Origin of the sequence: Chryseobacterium shigense (assembly GCF_014207845.1) — a bacterium.
Classification (GTDB): Bacteria; Bacteroidota; Bacteroidia; order Flavobacteriales; family Weeksellaceae; genus Chryseobacterium; species Chryseobacterium shigense_A.
The window spans coordinates 1693775-1714184 of record NZ_JACHLC010000001.1; the positions used below are offsets into that span (position 1 = coordinate 1693775).

20 protein-coding genes are annotated in these 20410 nt (G+C 36.8%); 4 read left to right on the forward strand and 16 right to left on the reverse strand.

Annotated features, from left to right (window positions below):
• The first annotated feature begins 25 nt into the window (after positions 1 to 25).
• On the forward strand, positions 26 to 697 hold the full coding sequence (locus HNP36_RS07810; RefSeq protein WP_184158735.1) for a hypothetical protein: 672 nt from the start codon (positions 26 to 28) through the stop codon (positions 695 to 697).
• A 90-nt stretch (positions 698 to 787) separates the two neighbouring features.
• Here HNP36_RS07810 and HNP36_RS07815 read toward each other — a convergent pair whose 3' ends face one another.
• Both HNP36_RS07815 and HNP36_RS07820 read right to left on the reverse strand, forming a co-directional pair.
• Positions 788 to 1198: a 5-fold beta-flower protein gene (locus HNP36_RS07815; RefSeq protein ID WP_184158733.1), complete on the reverse strand. Its 411-nt coding sequence runs from the start codon at positions 1196 to 1198 to the stop codon at positions 788 to 790.
• Positions 1199 to 1357: 159 nt separating this feature from the next.
• On the reverse strand, positions 1358 to 2860 hold the full coding sequence (locus HNP36_RS07820; protein WP_184158731.1) for an adenosine kinase: 1503 nt from the start codon (positions 2858 to 2860) through the stop codon (positions 1358 to 1360).
• Between the two features lie 461 nt (positions 2861 to 3321).
• Between HNP36_RS07820 and HNP36_RS07825 the strand changes: the two genes are divergently transcribed.
• The 3 genes from HNP36_RS07825 to HNP36_RS07835 all read left to right on the forward strand — a co-directional run bounded on the left by HNP36_RS07825 (position 3322) and on the right by HNP36_RS07835 (position 5168).
• Entirely contained in the window at positions 3322 to 3867 is a 546-nt protein-coding gene (locus HNP36_RS07825; RefSeq protein WP_184158729.1) for a hypothetical protein, read from the forward strand.
• 82 nt (positions 3868 to 3949) lie between these two features.
• On the forward strand, positions 3950 to 4651 hold the full coding sequence (locus HNP36_RS07830) for an ABC transporter ATP-binding protein (RefSeq protein ID WP_184158727.1): 702 nt from the start codon (positions 3950 to 3952) through the stop codon (positions 4649 to 4651).
• A gap of 73 nt (positions 4652 to 4724) precedes the next feature.
• Positions 4725 to 5168: a hypothetical protein gene (locus HNP36_RS07835; protein WP_184158725.1), complete on the forward strand. Its 444-nt coding sequence runs from the start codon at positions 4725 to 4727 to the stop codon at positions 5166 to 5168.
• Between the two features lie 233 nt (positions 5169 to 5401).
• Here the strand turns inward: HNP36_RS07835 and HNP36_RS07840 are convergent, their stop codons facing one another.
• The 14 genes from HNP36_RS07840 to HNP36_RS07905 form a co-directional block, all read right to left on the reverse strand.
• A complete protein-coding gene (locus HNP36_RS07840; protein ID WP_184158723.1) occupies positions 5402 to 6202 on the reverse strand; it encodes a patatin-like phospholipase family protein in 801 nt (266 codons plus the stop codon).
• A 64-nt stretch (positions 6203 to 6266) separates the two neighbouring features.
• The gene (locus HNP36_RS07845; RefSeq protein WP_184158722.1) at positions 6267 to 8207 is read right to left on the reverse strand and encodes a S9 family peptidase; all 1941 of its coding nucleotides are present in this window, start codon (positions 8205 to 8207) and stop codon (positions 6267 to 6269) included.
• A gap of 91 nt (positions 8208 to 8298) precedes the next feature.
• Positions 8299 to 9687 carry a dihydrolipoyl dehydrogenase gene (lpdA, locus tag HNP36_RS07850; protein ID WP_184158721.1) on the reverse strand — a complete coding sequence of 463 codons (1389 nt, stop codon included), beginning with the start codon at positions 9685 to 9687 and terminating at the stop codon, positions 8299 to 8301.
• Between the two features lie 156 nt (positions 9688 to 9843).
• Positions 9844 to 10095 carry a hypothetical protein gene (locus HNP36_RS07855; RefSeq protein WP_184158720.1) on the reverse strand — a complete coding sequence of 84 codons (252 nt, stop codon included), beginning with the start codon at positions 10093 to 10095 and terminating at the stop codon, positions 9844 to 9846.
• Between the two features lie 251 nt (positions 10096 to 10346).
• Complete coding sequence (locus HNP36_RS07860; RefSeq protein ID WP_184158719.1) at positions 10347 to 11348, reverse strand: T9SS type A sorting domain-containing protein; 1002 nt, start codon at positions 11346 to 11348, stop codon at positions 10347 to 10349.
• A 44-nt stretch (positions 11349 to 11392) separates the two neighbouring features.
• On the reverse strand, positions 11393 to 12298 hold the full coding sequence (locus HNP36_RS07865; RefSeq protein WP_184158718.1) for a TIGR01777 family oxidoreductase: 906 nt from the start codon (positions 12296 to 12298) through the stop codon (positions 11393 to 11395).
• A 28-nt stretch (positions 12299 to 12326) separates the two neighbouring features.
• The gene (locus HNP36_RS07870; protein ID WP_184158717.1) at positions 12327 to 13031 is read right to left on the reverse strand and encodes a YqjF family protein; all 705 of its coding nucleotides are present in this window, start codon (positions 13029 to 13031) and stop codon (positions 12327 to 12329) included.
• A 43-nt stretch (positions 13032 to 13074) separates the two neighbouring features.
• A complete protein-coding gene (locus HNP36_RS07875; protein ID WP_184158716.1) occupies positions 13075 to 13524 on the reverse strand; it encodes an SRPBCC family protein in 450 nt (149 codons plus the stop codon).
• 14 nt (positions 13525 to 13538) lie between these two features.
• The gene (locus HNP36_RS07880; RefSeq protein WP_184158715.1) at positions 13539 to 14351 is read right to left on the reverse strand and encodes a DCC1-like thiol-disulfide oxidoreductase family protein; all 813 of its coding nucleotides are present in this window, start codon (positions 14349 to 14351) and stop codon (positions 13539 to 13541) included.
• A gap of 78 nt (positions 14352 to 14429) precedes the next feature.
• Complete coding sequence (locus HNP36_RS07885) at positions 14430 to 14831, reverse strand: hypothetical protein (protein ID WP_184158714.1); 402 nt, start codon at positions 14829 to 14831, stop codon at positions 14430 to 14432.
• A gap of 7 nt (positions 14832 to 14838) precedes the next feature.
• Positions 14839 to 15183 (reverse strand): hypothetical protein, encoded by a 345-nt coding sequence (locus HNP36_RS07890; RefSeq protein WP_184158713.1) that lies wholly within the window; start codon positions 15181 to 15183, stop codon positions 14839 to 14841.
• A 67-nt stretch (positions 15184 to 15250) separates the two neighbouring features.
• Complete coding sequence (locus HNP36_RS07895; protein ID WP_184158711.1) at positions 15251 to 15754, reverse strand: GbsR/MarR family transcriptional regulator; 504 nt, start codon at positions 15752 to 15754, stop codon at positions 15251 to 15253.
• Positions 15755 to 15871: 117 nt separating this feature from the next.
• The gene (locus HNP36_RS07900; RefSeq protein WP_410494157.1) at positions 15872 to 17806 is read right to left on the reverse strand and encodes a vWA domain-containing protein; all 1935 of its coding nucleotides are present in this window, start codon (positions 17804 to 17806) and stop codon (positions 15872 to 15874) included.
• A gap of 126 nt (positions 17807 to 17932) precedes the next feature.
• On the reverse strand, positions 17933 to 20401 hold the full coding sequence (locus HNP36_RS07905; RefSeq protein ID WP_184158709.1) for a vWA domain-containing protein: 2469 nt from the start codon (positions 20399 to 20401) through the stop codon (positions 17933 to 17935).
• Between the last annotated feature and the right edge of the window lie 9 nt (positions 20402 to 20410).

The following is a 20410-nucleotide window of genomic DNA, read 5'->3' on the forward strand; positions in this document are numbered from 1 at the left end:
TGAAAAGCACTATAACGCTTACCCTATGAAAACAAAACTTAGCTATCTGTTTATTCTGTTATATACGCTTGTAAGCAGTCAGGAAAATTCAGTTATTAATGACCTGAAATTTTCTAATTATTCCGGCCATCCCAAAAAGATCACAGAGGTCATTACCTTTTTACCGGACAACATTTACAAAAGTATTTCTTATTTCGACAAAGAAGGTTTTCTCACGAAAATAGAATATTATAATGCAGAAAGCGAGCCTTCTCATAAAAGATCGATCAATAAGGTGATTAACTACAATTCAAAGGACAAAGCCAAACGCTATTTCGAAGCCTTCAATCCCGGAAATAAGAAAACAGAAACAACCGGCTATTTTGAAAAAATTTCTGATTCCCTGTACAAAAGAGTTTCAGAAAATCCTTTTCGCAGTATATCATTGACCAAGTTATTTTATTTCGACAAAAACAACCGTCTTATCAAAACAGAAGAAACCGGGAATTTTTTTGAAACGCCAGTTAACAGCACCATTTTTTATACCTATACCCCTAAAAAAGAAACGCTTCTTGAAGATGCCGTGAAGCAAAAAAAATCTAAGCTTATTTATCAAAATGTAAAGCTAGACCAGCATGAAAATCCCGTTTATGAAGAGCTGACAGATGACCATGGAGCCCTGCAGCAAAAAATAGAAAGAGAATTTGAATATTATTAATTGGGAAAGTCTCCTCATTTTTTGAGTATCTGTTCCGGACAGGCCACAACAAAACAGGATCTGAAAAAACCTGCTTCACAATACAAACGATCAGTCCAGTTTAAAAAAGAAATACACTACCGCCGCCCACTCTTTTCTGATGCCTTTCGCATAGCCAATAGTACTACGGCTGCTGTTTTCTACAGTTCCATCGTCTTTGATGTAACCAATGGTGGAACGGCTGCTGTTTTCTATCGTACCATCCTTCTTAACGTAACCCACAGTAGAACGGCTTTTATTCTCTATAGTGCCATCACTTTTAATGTAACCGATGGTGGACCGGCTTTTATCCTCAATCGTTCCGTCGGACCTGATGTACCCTACTGTGGAACGGCTGCTGTTCTCAATGGTTCCATCCGTTTTGATGTAGCCTGTTGTACTCCTGTTTCCCGATTCTATAGTCTGTGCATTTAAAATGGAGAGGTTCAGTAAAAGAAAACAGGTGAATAGAGTTTTTTTCATAATTTTTAGTTTTTTATGCTCCTGAAAAATAGTTAATGTAAAGTAATAATTGGTAGAATAAGCTTTTAATTCAAATAAAATATTGAAAATCATAAACCTTGATAAGAATATCAGTGCAGTTTCCTTTACATAAAACTTACATTACCCTCATACAGGCATTTATTTCAAACTCCCATTTCCCTTTTCAACAAAATCATTCCACTGCTTATCCAGATACACAATGGCTTGCTTTTTCTGGTCCTTATTCAGAGAAGAATAATTAACAGAGTTAAAGACAAGCTTTTTAAGCGCTTTCACATCCAGCTCCCAATACATAAAAGCTACCCAGAAATCATAGCTGAGGCCTTCATAGCCGTACACAGACGGATCATCACTGTTAATGGAACACTGCACGCCGTTGCTCAGTAAAACCCTTGCAGGATGGTTCCTCAGATCACTTACATAGCCCAGGACCTGATTACTGATGGGGCTTACCTCTACCAGCTTGTTCTGCTTCTTAACCTCTTCCATGGTGGCCGGAAAATAGATCAGGTTCAGGCCGTGCCCTATCCGCTGGTTATTCAGCAAGGAAATATCCACGATATTTTTATTGAAAACAGAATTGCTTTCGCCCGCATGAAGGAAAAGCGGCATTTCTACCCCGTATTTTTTAGAAAGCTCATTCAGCTTCATCCAGTCTTTCTGAAAGGAATAAATACTGTTTCCGGCAGCCTCATCCGCCACAAGATCAAAACCTGAAATCATGTCCGGGAATTGTTTTTTGAGCTCAAAGGCCGTTTCAAGTTGCTTTTCAACACTTTCCGGGTCCAGAAATTTAAAGCTGGAATAAATCAGTTTCAAACTGAATTCCGGATTCGTTTGACGGATTTCCTTAAGAACGTCCTGCAGATCGGTAATTGAAGTTTTTAAAGGATATTTTCCATGCTGAAAATCGTAAAGCTCATCAAATATAAACCTGATCTCCAAATGCTGTACATGATCTTTAGCCAGATCCTGAAAACCCTTCAGATAATATTCTTTAAAGAAAGGGCGGTAAGGCAGCAGAAGATTGATGCGCTTGAAACGCTTCTCAAACTCAACCCAGTAATCCGTATAGGTACAGAGCTTATCCCGTTTTAAGGTAAGAAGATCCTGCAGTTGTTTTTCAAATCCGGCATCTGAAGCCAGTTTCTTATCCAGGCTCACAAATCCTGCCGGAACATTTTCCTTTGCAAAAAAGGCCAGCTGCCCGTAAATATATTGGTCATTATCCTTCTGGTCGTAAACATAGCATTCCTTATATTTTATTGCCGTAGAAATCACCCATTTTACATCTGCCAAACCTCCGCTGTGGCTGTGCAGCAAACCTCCTTTCGGCATCGTCTGGATGATTTTAAATAACCTGCTGGTTTCAATGAGAGGTTTTAATTCATTAAAAGAACTGTTGAACAGGGATATCTTTTGTGTTTCCGCTTCGGTAAGGATTTGTTTTCTAAGCTGGAATAATTTTTTATCCAGCGCCATTTCCGCATCGGATAATTGTGTATCTGCATCAAAGGCAAGAGCTTCGTTCTTCTGCTCGGATAGTTTCCATTCCTGAGCATAGGTGGATTGCCCGGCCATTTTATTCTGGCCCAACAAAGAAAATCCAAGAAGCAATATATAAGTAAAATATCTTTTCATATTTAATATGGGAACTTGTTTTGCACAATAGATTATGCAGAAAGTTTTTAAAACATTTTTGATAAATGTTACAAAGTTAATACATACCCCTTAATTCTGTCAAAATATATTGGAAATTAAAGCTATTATTTCTCTGTTTTAAATTTCTCCCGGTAAGGAGTTCCCTGATACAATTTTCAATCAAAAACATTTATGATTTGTAAATTAATAATTTATAATAGTGGAAATATCTGTTAAACTAATTGATCATTGCCCGAAACCGAACGCATGAATTTACAAGTGCCTAAAAATAAAGCTCTATAAAACAGCCTCAAATACAGCAACATACATAATATCAGCAGATCACCCATTATGGATATTAAAAAAAAGTATTACTTTTGCTTCAGCTAATAAGATTGTTTAAAAAACTTTTTATCAGTAATTGTAAGACACAAATTTATAAAACATTAAAATCCCTCCACATGAGAAAAATAATTCTACTCATTACATGTATGTTCGGTATTTCAGTTTTCTCACAGATTAAGGTGCTGAAAAATGAAAGCTTGGTGGAAATCGGCAAGGATAATTCCGTAGGTTTATATAAAAAAGAAAATAAATTCACCATCAACTATCAGGATCTTAATACCAGTAACCTGAATACCATCAGATCTTTTTCGTTCCAGAACGTAGACGGTGACGTTTCCGGGCTGTATAAACTGATTATGGACGGTTTTATTTCCGTTCCGGACGAAAACGTTATCCTGGAGCTTCCTAATGATATCATTGAGCTTCATTACGAGAAAAACTACGGGCAGCCAACCATGCAGTTCATCCAGTACATCAATAAAAACCGCAAGTACGTTGGAAAATCTCAGTTCCTGAACAGAAAACAGATAGAGAAGATATTTGGAAAAGCCAATGGCAAATCTGCCATGTATGAAAAACCGGGCAACAACGGTGCAAAACCTGTTTCAAACCAGGCTTCTACTGCGGTACCGGCTTCAGGCAACAAAAAATCAAAGAAATAATCATATTATTTTTCAATATTACTCAACTCATTCATCCGAATGAGTTTTTTTATTTTTATTTTTGCAGAAAGACATTACTATTATGCCGCTTCAGATAATCAACTTGACTAAAAAATTCGGGGAACAGACTGCACTGGATAACATCAATATTTCTATTGATAAAAATGAGATCATTGGTCTTCTGGGTCCTAACGGAGCCGGAAAATCCACACTGATGAAATCCATTGTCGGGGCGCTGAAAATTGATCAGGGCGAAATTATCTTCAACGGAATGAATATTTCCGAAAACGAGACCGAAAGCAAGAAAAAAATAGGTTTTCTTCCTGAAAACAATCCGTTATATCTGGAAATGTACGTTAAAGAATATCTTCAGTTTGTGGCAAATATCCATAAAATTTCTTCAGCCAGAGTAGATGAAGTGATCGAATTGGTGGGAATTACTCCTGAAAAATCAAAGAAGATCGGCCAGCTATCTAAAGGATACAAACAAAGGGTCGGGCTTGCACAGGCCATTATTCATCAACCTGATCTGTTAATTCTGGATGAACCTACCAACGGCCTGGACCCCAATCAGATCATTGAGATCAGGAACGTAGTGAAAGAAATTGGCCAGCAGAAAACAGTACTTTTATCTACACACATTATGCAGGAAGTGGAAGCATTGTGTTCCCGTGTGATTCTTATTCATAAAGGTAATATTCTCCAGGACTGCCCTATCGAAGAGTTTAAAGGCAGATTCGACAGCCTGGAAGAAGCTTTTGCAAGCTATACGGCTGTTTCTTAATTCAAGCTAGCTCCGGATAACAGCATGGCTTCATATTTGATTGGGTTTAAGCCTAACCAATAACCTATAAATCATGATCAAAAAGATTTTACTGGGAGCCTTTAGTGTGGCTTTATTTTCTTCAGTGCATGCAACCGGAAAACCTGCTTTAGTGAACATTATCACTGTTTCCAATGATACACAGCCTTTCCAGAAGGTTCCTAAAACAGTTATCATTAAAACAAAAAAATTCAAAATCAGGATTGATAAACAGCCCAATGGGAAATACCTTTACCAGTCGTGGTCTGCCAATGCCAAAATCACATCAAAACCAAGTATGATTATCAGTGATGGTGAACTTATCCCGGACGGTTCCGGAGGAAATTACTATTTCAACTTTGTGAATAAAGGGCATAATTACCAGGTATGGAGAAATTATCTTACCGATTCAGCGACCAAAGCTCCTTATACATTAACCGTGAATGATGAAAATAATAATGAAATTGTACGTCAGGACGGAGTTGTAGTGAAGCAGTAAAATAAATCAGTATAAGGGTTTCAATTACACTCAAAAATAAAAACCTATAATCCTGCATTTTATAAAATTCTTATATGTGGAATTTGTATAATCTGTGGGATTTTTCTGTAACCTTTTCAAATGTTTTTTAACGCAAAGGTTATAATATTTTCCTGTTCTATTTAAGGGAGCTGAGAGAGAATCAGCAAGCTGATCTGATAAAGCGAGAAAAAATCAGCTGTTTATTGTGATTATTATGTCCCGGACTGCCTCAATTGAGTACTGAAACGGCTTGTTTCATAGCTTTCTTCTGCAGCTTTATAGCCGACATTGAAAATTTCTTCCAAGCGGTCTTTTCTCCTTTCGAAAGTACCATATGAAGAGAGTTTCTGGGAAGTGATAAACCAATCGCAGTAATCGAATTTTCCCTTCTCTATCCTGTAGGAAAGAAGGTCGTAAGACCGGGAAACAATAGCTTTGATCGATTTTAAATCTTTAATATCAATATCATGAGGCGGAGAAACAAAAACTCCTATAAGTTTATCGCATTCATCCCTGATGATATCTGCCGGAAAATTATTCAGCACACCTCCGTCACAGTACATTTCCTCACCAATAATGTAAGGTGTTGTAACCCCCGGAATGGAACATGAAGCAATGATGGCATCCATGACTTTAAAATTTTCATCAAAAATTTTCTGGGTTCCGGAAACCAGCTCTGTTGCAACAATTTTCACCTCTTTTTCCAAATCTCCCAGTTTCATGTCGTGAAAAATAGGCTTAAGATAGTTCCTGAAAATTATGGAAGAAACCAGTCCCGGCTGATTGAAAGTAAAATGTTTCCAGTTGAAAAAATAAACCGAATTGAAGAATTCCAGGATTTCATCCGGCGTTTTTCCTACAGCATGAAGACATCCCACAATAGACCCGGCACTGCAGCATGACAGTACATCAACTTCTATATTTTTTTCGTTCAAGAATTTTAAAACTCCTGCATGGGCAATCCCTTTGGTACCGCCTCCTGACAAAACCAGCCCTGTTCTCTCAAAATTCATAGAATAAATGTAAGAAAACAGGGCGAGAAATTAAGTTTAAATTATATAAATATTATGTTAAAAATTATTTTAACAGATATTCCTGCATAAATCTGATAACGGCAAGCCTCTGAAAATCTACATTTTCTTTTTTTCTGAATCCGTGGCCTTCATTTTTAGCTTCCAGGTACCAAACTGTTTTTCCCTGAGCTTTCAGTTTGTCCCTCATCTGAACAGCCTCAGTTACGGGGACTCTCGGGTCATTGGTTCCTTGGATGATAAACATTGGTTTTTTAATTTTATCGATATTGTTCAGAGGGGCAATTTTGGTGAAAAATGCTGCCATTTTGGGAATTCTTTCGTCGCCGTACTCTACTCTCCTTAAATCTCTGCGGTATTCTTCGGTATTTTTAAGAAAGGTATTAAAATCAGAAATTCCGACAATATCTACGGAACACCTGATCTTATCGGCATATTCGTAAGCGGTTGCCAGCGTCATAAAACCGCCGTAGCTTCCTCCCATGATCATAATCCTGTCTTTGTCCAGTTCAGGCTGTTTGGCGATCCAGTCCAACAGTGCTCCTATATCTTTCACGGAATTCATTCTCAGATCCCAGTTATCCGCAGCAATGAATGTTTTCCCGAAACCGGATGAACCTCTTACATTAGGATAGATCATGGCAACTCCCATTTCATTGGTGAAATAATTGGAAGAGCCCAAAGAAGAAGCCATAGACTGACCTTCCGGACCACCGTGAATGTTAATAATCACCGGTCTTTTTCCTGTAAATTTCGATGCTGCAGGGTAATAAAATCCGGAGATTTTCAGATTGTCAAAGCTCTTCCATTCTATCAGTTTGGGAACCGACATATCGGCAGGCTGCATTTCACCCTGCTCGCTTTCCGTCCATCTTTCTATGCTCTGGCTGGCCATATCCATTTTGTAGATATCTGATCCTGAATCTGCGGCAGATCTTGAAAAGTAGAGAGATTTTCCATCGTTGGAAAACTTTACGCCACCAATCAGCCCAATTGGAATCTGGCTTACCTGTGTATATTTTTTGGTCGCGGTATCCATAATATACAGCTTATTAATTCCGCTCTCATTTGTTACAAATGCCAATCTGGACTGATCTTCCGAAAGATCATAATCTTCCACATTCCACGGAATAGAAGAAGTAAGATAGTCTGTTTTTTTGGTTTTTAAATTTAAGACAGCCAGCCTGCTGAATTCATTGTTACGGTCTGTAACATAGAAAATTTCATCAGGGTTTTTGCTGAAAGAAGCTCCGCCCTGTACTACCCCTTTTTCCTTTCTGTCAGTAATTGGTTCCAGTTTTTTCGTTTCCAGATCATAGATATACAGGTAAGAATCATTGGCAGAAACATATTCTGAGATCAGGAGCTTTTTGCCGTCTTCAGAAAGGTCAGAAATTCCCCAGCCGCCACCTTTCACTTCCAGTACGAGTTGAGTATCCTCTGGTTTTAAGGGATCCATGTAATAAATATCCCTGTCGCCGCCATTCCTTTTGGTGGATGAAAAATAAAATCCTGATCCGTCTTTTTTCCAGGTAATTCCACCGTTCTGGGATCTTCCGCCATCGGTAAGAAGTTGGGATTCCAGAGTTTTCAGATCGAGCTTAAAAAGCTGTCCGAATTCATTTCCTCCTGTATCTTTTCCATAGATCAGATATTCTCCTTTTACGGGTTCGTAGGATGCTGTACTCACAGGTTCATCAAAGAAGGTAATCTGTTTTCTGGCTCCCATCGGAAACGAAATCTTATGAAGCTGGTTGGTAGAAGCAAAACGGGTTGTGGCAATGATCTCTTTTCCATTGGGATGAATGCCTGCAATTCCTGCATTTCTGCTTTCTGAATACTTCTTAATAACCTGGTTAAGGCTTTTTGGAATAGGCAGTATATTTTCTGCAATCAGATTTTCGTTGGGACTTATAAAATCATTTTTCGACTGTGCAGCAATGAGCCCGGCCAGTGAAAGGGTAAGAATAATATATTTGTTTTTCATTCTTAAAATTTTGACTGAATTTACAAAAAAACCACAGACAAAATGCCTGTGGTTGGTATATAAAGATATTGAATCTTCTTAATTACTGATCTTAGATGTGGATTACTTCTCCGTAAGCAGCAGCAGCAGCCTCCATAATAGCTTCAGAAACTGTTGGGTGCGGGTGGATAGATTTGATGATCTCATGACCTGTAGTCTCCAGTTTTCTGGCAACTACCGCTTCTGCAACCATATCTGTAACTCCTTCACCAATCATATGACATCCTAACCACTCACCGTATTTGGCATCGAAAATAACTTTGATGAAACCGTCCGTATTTCCGTTAGCAGTTGCTTTACCACTTGCGGAAAGCGGGAATTTCCCTACTTTGATTTCGTATCCTTTTTCTTTTGCCTGCTTTTCTGTAAGACCTACAGATGCTACTTCAGGGTGACAGTATGTACATCCCGGAATATTACCGTAATCGATCTTTTCAACGTGCATTCCTTTGATTTTTTCAACACAAGTAATTCCTTCAGCAGAAGCAACGTGTGCCAAAGCCTGGGTAGGAATAATATCTCCGATTGCATAGTAACCCGGAACTGAAGTTTCGTACCATTCGTTTACTAAAACTCTTCCTTTATCTGTCTGGATTCCTACTTCTTCCAATCCGATGTTTTCGATATTGGCCGCGATACCTACGGCAGAAAGTAAAATATCAGCTTCAAGGGTAATGTTTCCGTTAGCTGTTTTTACAGTGGCTTTCACCCCTTCTCCGCTTGTGTCAACACTTTCTACAGAAGCATTTGTCATGATCTCGATTCCTGTCTTTTTAAGAGACTTTTCTAAATGCTTAGAAATTTCTTCATCTTCTACAGGAACAATGTTCGGCATAAACTCTACAACGGTTACTTTAGTTCCCATTGTATTGTAGAAATCGGCAAATTCTACCCCAATAGCACCTGAACCTACAACGATCATAGATTTTGGCTGTTCAGGAAGAGATAATGCCTGTCTGTACCCGATTACTTTTTTACCATCCTGAGGAAGGTTAGGAAGTTCTCTTGAACGTGCCCCGGTTGCAATAATGATATTTTCCGCTGCATATTCGGTTACTTTACCGTCTTTATCTGTAACAGAAACTTTTTTACCTTTCTGAACTTTAGCTGTACCAAGAATCACATCGATCTTGTTTTTCTTCATAAGGAATTCAATTCCTTTGCTCATTTTGCCGGCTACGCCACGGCTTCTCTGAATCACGTTTGGAAATTCAAAGCTGGCTTCCACTTTATTCAGGCCATAGTCTTCAGCATGGTTGATATAATGAAAAACCTGGGCAGACTTCAGTAAAGCTTTTGTAGGAATACATCCCCAGTTCAGGCAGATACCTCCTAAATTTTCTTTCTCGATAATTGCAGTTTTGAAACCCAATTGTGCTGCTCTGATCGCAGTAACATAACCGCCAGGACCGCTTCCGATGACAATGATATCGTAGTTCATTATTTTAAAAATTTTTATGCGAATTTAAGGAAAAATATTGGATGAAGCACGTTTCTGCAAATTCATCTTCGAATGTTATTTTCATTCTCTCTAAACAAAAAAGAGAATACAAAAAGTACTCTCTTTACGTATTTTATTTACGTTTAAAATTCCACATTACATTTTTTTCAGTAATCTTTTCTGACTCTGATATTTTTCATTTAATGCTTTCATCTGATCCCGTTTCATTTTTTTGGTGGCAAGCGGGTGATTCAGGATCAGTTTCTTTTCTGTATTGTATCTTTTATCCAGTTCCTTCGATTTCATGCTGATCAGTTCAGCTTTGGAAGGATGCGGAGGACTTTTCTGGGCATTGACATTCATTGACAGACCTAATAACACGACTGTTGATATAAAAAACTTTCTCATGACATTTACTTTTTCTGAATGATTTCAATCAATTAACAAATGTAGATTAAATTCATTCACGTTTAGGTAAATATTACATATATCATACCAGAGTTTTTACTACTTCCTATTAAACTGTAGTAGGTTTCACCTCAATAAGAAAATTTTCATAATTCTTTACATGTTTCTGGGAAAATAAGGCTGAACACAAGAAAAGATAAAAGGAAAAGGAATTTTAGTTTTATTTTGAAAATATCAAAATCCGTTTGATTCTACTTCTTTATAAACTTTTCTGTAAAAATATTACCATCTTTAGTTAAAACTTTCAAAATGAAATTTCCTGTTGGAAGACCAGATATATTAATTTTAGAAGAAGCAACCGGATTATCAATCAATCTTCCATTCATATCAAAAATTTGCAAAAACTGTATATTTTTGATATTTGGATAACTTACATTAATATAATCGTTTGATGGATTGGGATAAATTTTAAAGGTCTGATCTTCTGATTTATGATCAATAGTACTTAACGCTGAAAATGGAAGTGCTTCAATCTGATAATTATCTAAAAGCATAACTCCATTTTGTACTCCACTTAAAAAGCTAAAATACATTCTATGCTCAAAAATTTCCTGGTTAGGTATTGGATTATACTGAGTGTTTGCAGCATCCAATACACCTATTCCATATGGTCCCTCTATAGTAACTTTACCTGTATCATAGTCATAGGTATATACTATATCTTGTAAAACATTTGGTGGATTAAATTGATTGTTTAATAATGAAACTTTATAATAGTCCACTGTGTTATCGACTTTCTTGGTAGCTCTTGCATATCCATCTATTATTCTTCCTTCTAGACCAATAGTTAAACCAACAATCATTCTTTTTTGACTATCATAAAGACCAATAGTAATATCGGATTTAATATCTTTAGTATATAATTGGAATTTAACTCTTAAAACATTATTTCCTGATTGTCTACCTGACCATAAAGTCCCCAAATTACCGGTATTTTTTATTTCATAACGATCCATAAACTGATTGTTAGGTGTCGTTATTTTAAGAATTTTACCTTGTCCTCCATTACCTTGAGAAACTTGCAAAACTGGAGGTCTGTAAGCTGCAGGAATATTAGGAGTTCCACTTGAATAATTTATGATAGTCCAATTATTGAATGCTCCAATACTATAATTTTCAAAGTTCTCTGTATGCAATGCTTGAGAGAAAATTAAACTGCTTATAAATAGTATTGAAAGTAAATATTTTTTCATAATCATTATTGTTTTAATTTTTATGCTAAGATAAATAAATGTATTTAATTTTTGTCTTTCAATAAAATAAATAATGCTTTATCTAATTCCGGATAGATGAACTGAAACCCGTTTCTGATGAGTTTTTCGGGATAAACATTTCTGCTTTTAAGCAACAGTTCTGTTTCTGTATTTAAAAATACTGATGCTATTTCAAGCTGCCAGACCGGGGCATTCAAACCAAAAGGAATTTTCAGGCTTTCTCTCATTTTTTTCATCAGTTCTTCGTTGGTAACGGGTACCGGAGCGGTTACATTGATTGTTCCTGATATATTTTCCTGGTTAATGATCCGGTCAACGGCATTACAAAAATCATCAACATGGATCCAGCTTACTTTCTGTTGTCCTCTCCCCTGCTTTCCACCCAAACCGAATTTTGTGATGGTACGAAGTTTCGGAAAAGCACCGCCATTATTTCCTAGAACAATAGAGGTTCTCAAAGCCACTTTTCTTACATCCTCATTATTAATCGTGAAAAATTCTTTTTCCCAGCTTTTGCAGATGTTCATGGAGAAATCATCGCCAATAATCCCGTTTTCTTCCGTATTCAGATGTGTTTCTGAATGTATGTAAATGGTTGCGGAAGATGCGTTCAGCCAGACTTTGGGTTTAGTGGTGCATTGATCAACGGCTTCCTGAAGTACTTTTGTGCTGTCTATTCTTGATGTATAAATTTCTTTTTTGTTCTTTTCGTTGTATCTGCAATCCACAGATTTTCCGGTGAGATTGATCAGAACATCTGCTCCATTAATGCAATCTTTCCAACTGTCTAAGGTTTGGGCATTCCAGTATATTTCATTGTCTCGTTCAGGTTTTCTTGTGAGAATATATACCTCAGCTCTTTTTTCTTTAAAATATTTTTCCAGGCTTTCACCGAGAAATCCGGTTCCGCCTGCAATTATTATTTTCATTGCGTTTTGTGTTAAGTTCTTATTTTGATTACATTATATATTTCTTAGTTTTTACTTCAATTTCAGAGCCTTCTGCCAGCATGACTGAAATGGGTTCCTGATTATTAAGAAATGCAAAGTCTTTTCCATAGAGTGTTTCAAACCGGATATACAGTTCATAGCCTTTAATCCGGTAATAATCCCATTTCGGGTGGCAAACTTCATATTCTGAGGTTTTATTCTCCCTTTTAGTGAACCCGAAATAATGTTCTGTAATAAATTCAAACTCTGAATCTGTTTCCATAGGAAGAGCATTACTGTCCGCTTTGATCTTTAAAGAATGCCAGCTTCCGTTTTTCCATGAGTATTTCACCATCAATTCATTGTTGTTCACATGGATTTCATTACTCATGGGCATTGTTTTATAATTTTCTTTGTAGAATGTATTGGCCACAAAACTGAGTGCATATTTGGGAACGATTTCTTTGATAAAAACAACGCCTCTTTTCCAGATATCTTTTTCTTTCTTTTTAACATAAAACCGGAGGTTTACTTCTTCGAAATTCCGGTAAAAGGGAATGGAAAGACCTAATAATTTTGTATTTAAAAACATGAATCCAACAAGGCTTACATAACATTTCCCGTGGTAGAAATCGAGCTCTGTACCTTCGGGAAGGTATTTGTCCAGAATTTCAGGGTCTATTTCGTAATTGATGATGGCTAATTTTCGCCATTCGGCTTTTAAGAAGTTCATTTTTGCGGTTTTTGAAGTTTGGAATTTGGGGCAAGACTCTGGTTTATATTTCAGCGATTTTCTTAATCAGACGGTTTCGTTCAAGTAGGAAGTTCTTCATATAATTCTTAAGGAAAATATGGTTGAAAAATCTTCCGATGATTCCTAATGGGGATTCAAATTCAAAGATGTCAATCATTAATGTACCATCATTTTTGTTCTTAAAAATATGCTGATGTTTCATTGATTTAAAAGCTCCTTCAAGCATCACATCCGTAAACCGGACTGGTTTTTCCATGCTGATAATTTTTGTCGTTAAGGTCTGGTATACACCTAAATGTTTTGCTCTCCAGGTTACAGTTTCCCCTTCTTCAATAAGCCCGGAAGTTCTTCCTGCAATTGCTTTTTCATTGGTTTTTCCTGTTGACTTCTGATGGAGGTCAATATCCCTGGCCAGATCAAAAACTTTATGAACATCTGCTTTGATTGGTGTTTCTAAATATATTGTTGTCATTCTTAGGTTAAATTTTAAAGGATAAACCAGATGATAAGAGCTAAAGCTGTCATTCTGAATAATATCCATGAAATAGTGGGAAGATAGTTCAATTTTAAGAGTTTACATCTTCTCATATGCTCCAAAAACATAATTAATACAACCATCCCGAAATAAATGATATAAAAAGATGGTGCGAGGCTGATGAATAAAACAGGAATTAGAAGCAGTGTTCCTATGAGGGAAACGGTCATCATATTTCCGAGATAATCCCAGATTTTGTCTTTTAAACAGATTCTCAGAAATAAAGTCTGCCAAATGACCTGCCCAATGCATACGGTAAATTCCCTCATAAAATTATGGTTCAGATTGAATCCCAGTCTTTCTGAAAATATACTCAAAATATAACCTGAAAAAGAAACTCCGAAGATTAGATATGCAATTCTGTACTTAAGATTAAAATCAGGAATGCAAGCCTGTTCGTTCTGATCTTTTGCTGACGGAATAATCTGTTTACGGTTGTAAGAAACAAATGAATAAAGCTTTTTGAAAAACCAGTACAGCGGTTTTATTCTGGCTGCTTTTTCCAGCAAAGGAAAGGAATTTCCAATGATAAGAAGAAGACTTTCCAATCCATAAACAACTTTATTTTTGTTGTGATCTACCAATGCTATTTCATTTTTCGCACGGTTGAAATCAATGAGGTCTTTGTTTTTAAAGCTCAGATCTGTAAAGGCTTCTCTCCCATCTGCATCAAGCATTCCACAGTTGATGAAACCTTTTGAGTAGATGTTGCACATCGGGCATTCGTTATCGTAAATGAGCGTGTGATTTTTTAAGGTTTTCATGATGATTGATTTTAAAAGGTTAAAAAATCGCCTCTGGTCCTTTTGTTGTGAAATCTGAAGGTAAAATACATCCAGATTTTAAATATCAGTGTTTTCATTTTCGATACGTTTTTCTTTATTCATGGAATGTTTACGTCCTTTCAGGAACAGTAACAGGTTCAAAAGCATCATAAGTCCGAGATAAATGGAGAAACCTCCGATTTTTTTGCTTAAAGCAACAACCAGTCTTTCTACGGTCTCAATCTGGAAAAATTCAATGATACATAAGGCAAAACCTATATTCAGAAGATAAAATCCGATCTTGAAGAGAGAGTTCGTTGCCATTGCAATGTCTTCTTTCTGATGAAAAATATCAACCATGAACGTCTTAGAATTTTTAAACAGAAACTGGGTTACCAATACGGTAAGGGCAATTACAATTGGCAGATAGATCATGTACGCTGAAAAATTGTACGTCTGTGTTAAAACTGTTGTAGTCATAGCTTTATTATTTTAGTGTTAATTTATTTCTTAAGAAGTACAGGGTAAAAATGTTTGTATAGTGCAGAACACAGAGGATCAGGGCGATATAACCTATACGTGCTGCAGTTACTGCAATCAATTCTTCTGTAGAAGTTACCCTGTCCCAGACTGCGAGATTAATGGCAATGTATCCCAGGTTCAGCAGGTAATAGCATCCGAGAAGTATCCTGTTGATCGTAAGACACATGCCTTTATCATGAATCAGGTATTCCAGATAAGATTTTCCGGCCTGAAAGCATCTTCTTCCAACATCTATGGTGATGTAAAAACTCACCGTGAGGAAAATGACATATGATACGATATTAAACATTTTATAAATATTATATTTTCAGTAATTTTTGAAAATTAAATTCAAATAAAAAAGGATTCCTCCTCTTCTATTTTAACAGGTTGGTGATTTTCCCTACCAGCCAGTGATCGTCGCTTTTAATGGCCAGATCCATAATATTGTTGATCTTTCCTGTAACCGAGCTGAAATCATCCATCAGCTTTATAAATTCCTTAGCTTCTTCTGAATCTTTATCATCAATATTTTTCAGTTCTTCCAGGAAAGAAATTACAGGTTCTATTTCTCTTTTTCTGCGTTCTTTTGTGATTTGTTTAAAAAGGTACCAAATATCTTTTTCAGCTATGAAATATTCTTTTCGGTCTCCTTTTATAAATTCTTTTCTTACAATTCCCCAATCTATCAGAGCGCGTAGGTTCATATTGGCATTCCCTCTTGAAACCTCCAGCTGTTCCATTACCTCATCAGTGGAAAGAGGTTTTCCGCTTGCCAGAAGCAATGCATGAACCTGTGCCATCGTACGGTTGATTCCCCAGTTAGTAGCGAAGGTTCCCCATGTCTGGATGTACTTTTCTTTTGCCTCTGAAAGTTTCATTGATTTCTCTTTTCTTATTTCTGTAACAAATGTAATTATAATTTTTGAATTTTCAGTAATTTTTGAAAATAAATTTTAAAATAAAACAGACACCTTTAAAGAATGCCTGTTTTAAAGCTATTTTTGGATAGATTTATAGGTTTCTACCAATCTTATAAATTCAGATCTGTACCCTTCTTCATCTTTATTCCTGCCTTCTTTTGCAAGCGTTTCAATGGTATCAAGATCTTTTTTCTCAATTAATTTTGAATCCCGAAGCACTAACCCGAACCAGGCTACTGAAGTCGCAAACTTGAAATCCGGACTCGCAGATGCAACGGATTCATCGGAATTTTTAATAATCTGACTGAATTCAACACTTTTGTCCTCATCCGGTTTTTTATACCTGAATTTTACTGTTCCCAGTTCGTCTCCGAAGTTTTGGGAATTTAAAGTTGTTGTGTACTTTAATTTCGTTTCTTTAGGAGCAAATACTGATTTAACGTTCACAGGGATAATCTCATATAATGCAGTTACCGTGTGTCCGCTTCCCAATTCTCCCGCATCAATCTTATCATTGGCAAAGTCTTCGTTTCTAAGCTTTCTGTTTTCATACCCAATTAAACGGTAAGAGCTTACATATTTAGGATTGAATTCAATTTGAATTTTCACATCTTTTGCAATGGCGTACATACTTCCTGCAAATTCTTTTCCTAGAAATTTATTGGCTTCCTGCATATTATCGATATAGGCGTAATTCCCATTTCCTTTGTCAGCTAAAGTTTCCATCCTGTTATCTTTGTAATTTCCCATTCCGTATCCAAGACAGGTAAGAAATACACCTGATTTTCTCTTTTCTTCAATGAGAGCTTCAAGACCTGTAACAGAAGATTCTCCCACATTAAAATCACCGTCCGTAGCTAAAATAACCCTGTTATTCCCGCCTTTTATAAAGTTTTCCTGGGCAAGCTTGTAGGCCAGTTCTATTCCTTCCCCGCCTGCCGTGCTTCCTCCTGCACTTAGCTTATCCAAGGCTTCTGTAATCTTATCTTTTTCTTTAGCTGAAGTTGGGGGCAGAACCATTCCGGCACTACCAGCATAGACTACAATTCCTACTTTATCCTGTGGTCTTAACTGGTTTAAAAGTAATTTTAATGAAGATTTCAGCAATGGTAACTTATTGGAAGCATCCATAGATCCGGAAACATCAATAAGAAATAGAAGGTTTGAATTGGGTAGATTATCCATCGGAATATTTTTGCCCTGAAGACCTATTTTAAGTAGTTTATGACCGGGATTCCAAGGTGAATCGCTATATTCTGTATTGATTGAGAAGGGTCTTTTGCTTTCAGGCTGAGGATATTCATATCTGAAATAATTTATCATTTCTTCAATCCTTACCGCATCTTTATCTACTTTGTCTCCACCATTGATCATTCTTCTGATATTAGAATAGGATGCATTATCAACATCAATAGAGAATGTGGATACTGGCTGGTTTTTTGTTAACTCAAAAGGATTTTCAACCAGGGAAGCGTATTCTTCGTCGTTATAATCTATCTGCTTTTTCACTCCTTTTTTATCAGCAGGCTTTACTTTATTGTTCTGATATTTTTTTTCATTCTGATCAAATGCTCTCCTTTTGGGTGCACTGCTCGTAATAATACTTTCTGAATATACTTCTATGGCTGTCTGACTTTTAGGTTTAGGACACCCATTATACTCCGGCATTCCGGGAACCGTAGGGCAGGCATCGTCTTTATCTAAAATGCCATCACCATCAGTATCCGGCCACGGACAGCCATTATTTTCAGGAGGGCCAGCAACAGTTGGACAGGCATCGTCTTTATCTATAACTCCGTCACCATCAGTTTCCGGCCACGGACAGCCATTGTTTTCAACAGGACCTGCAATTTCAGGACACTGATCTGTTTTATTAGGAACTCCATCCTGATCTTTATCCTTTCTGATGCTTAAAGGTTTGGAGCCATTTTCTCCCGTAGATACTGTATTGGTTTTGCAACTGCTCAGGAGTGCCAGCGCAACTATTGCAGTACTTATTTTTTTCATCATAATTTTTTTTACTGGCAGTGAAATTATCAAAATATATTTAATTTTTGTTAAAAACATCTAATTTTTTGTTAAAATAAAGCACTGCTGTTTATTTTAAAAATCTTACAGGCAGTGCTTCATTTTAAATTATTTTGAAATTACTTTATAACTTTCAATCAGCCTTAAAAATTCAGATCTGTACCCTTCCTTATCATCTGCTTTCCCTTGTCCGGCCAGGGCTTCGATATCGGATAGTTCTTTTTTCACAATCAGGTCAGATTTTCTCAGTACCAACCCAAACCAGGCAACGGAAGATGCAAACTTAAAATCCGGGCTTGCGGCAGCTATTGAGCTATCCGTATTTTTTACAGCATGGACTATTTCTGTACTTGCACCTCCATCAGGCTTTTTATAACGGAATTTAATGGTTGCCAATTCATCATTAAAATTTTCAGAAGCAGAGGTTTTACTGTATTTCAATTGATTTCCTTCAGGCAAGAATTCAGATTTTACCTGAACGGGAATTACTTCATACAAAGCGGTTACGGTATGTCCGCTTCCCAATTCTCCCGCATCAATCTTATCATTGGTAAAGTCTTCGTTTCTAAGCTTTCTGTTTTCATACCCTATCAAACGGTAAGAGCTTACATATTTGGGATTGAATTCAATTTGAATTTTCACATCTTTTGCAATGGCGTACATACTTCCTGCAAATTCTTTTCCGAGGAATTTATTGGCTTCCTGCATATTATCAATATAAGCGTAATTCCCATTTCCTTTATCAGCTAAAGTTTCAAGCATATTGTCCTTGTAATTTCCCATCCCGAAACCAAGACAGGTAAGAAAAATCCCGGATTTTCTTTTTTCCTCAATCAAAGTTTTTATATCTGAAGTAGAAGAAGCCCCGACATTGAAATCACCATCAGTAGCTATAATGACGCGGTTATTTCCATTTTTCACAAAATTTTCCTGAGCCAGCTTATAGGCCAGTTCTATTCCAGCCCCGCCAGCAGTACTTCCGCCTGCCTGCAAATTATCCAGCGCAGAAACTATTTTATCCTTCTCTTTTGCGGAAGTAGGTGGCAGAACCATTCCGGCACTTCCTGCGTATACTACGATACCAACCTTATCTTGCGGTCTGAGCTGATCGAGAAGCACTTTGAAGGAAGATTTCAGGAGTGGAAGCTTATTCTCTTCATTCATAGATCCGGAAACATCAATCAGGAATACAAGATTAGAGGCCGGAAGTTTATCCATAGCCATATTCTTCCCCTGAAGTCCTATTTTAAGTAGCTTATGGCCGGGGTTCCAGGGAGCATCACCATATTCGGTACTGATTGAAAACGGAACATCATTTTTAGGCTGAGGATAGCTGTATTTAAAATAATTGATCATTTCTTCAATCCTCACTGCATTTTTATCTACGGTTTGCCCGTTATTGATCATTCTCCTGATATTGGAATAGGCAGCATTGTCCACATCGATAGAAAAAGTTGACAGTGGCTCATTTTTAGTAAGTTCAAACGGATTTTCTACAAACTCATCATATCCTTCATTAGCAGAAACAGGATTTTGTCTGTATTGACTAATGGTCTTCTGTATTTCTTCCATACTCTTTCTCTCCTTTCTGGAAAGCCTTTTGGTTCTTACCACAATGATTCCGTTCGCTCCCCGGCTTCCATAAAGTGCTGCTGCCGCAGCTCCTTTCACAACCTCTATGCTCTTAATTTTCTTGGGATTTAATGCACTGAAATAATCCTGTTCCACTATATTACCGTTAACGATAAATAATGGGGAAGCTGTTCCTTTTATACTTGCCAAGCCTCTTATTACAACCGGATTATTGTTGTTTGAATAGCCATTATTGATTGTATTGAAAGTGTTTCTGATCTCTTCATTCTTTCTTCTTTTAATACCATGAGCACTTTGTATTTGTAACCCGGCTACTTTTCCCTGAAGCTGCTGGGTAGTATTTGATGCAATATAATTTGACTGTACACTAACTGCGCTTGAAGTATATTCAGATTTCTTTTTAGGAATTAAGCCTGTTAAAACAACCTCTTCAATATCCTGTGTTCTTGCTGTATCTTTCCATTGTCCTCTCTTTCTTTGAGGGGCAGGAGAAAGTGTTTCTTCCTGCTTTTTAATAAAATATTCATCCGTTGAATAATCTGCTTTTCTCGAAGTGTAAATTTCATCGTATGCATTCACAGCTGCGTCCTTAATCTTACCCGGTTCATAAGCCAATGGAGTTTCTTTTTGTATGGCTTTTGAGGCTTGAATCTCTTTTTCAATATTAGATTTTACTGTACTGTCAACAATATGAGCTGTATTTTTATCAGGATGAGATTCAATTTTGTTATCAACAATCAGAGGTTTTGAAGTCTCAGCAGTTTTATTTTTACTGATGAAATAAAATGCTCCCAATCCAATAACCAGGCTGGCTGCAATTCCATAAGGCAACCAAACGGGCCATATTTTCTTTTTCTCTTCTTTTTTATCTAGTTTTTCTTCAACCTTTGCCCAAACTTTATCAAAACCCGGAAAAACAGCCGGTTCTTCTGAAAGCCTGGAAGCATCATTGAATCTTTTATCTATATCGTGATTATTTTCCATTTCTTAAAG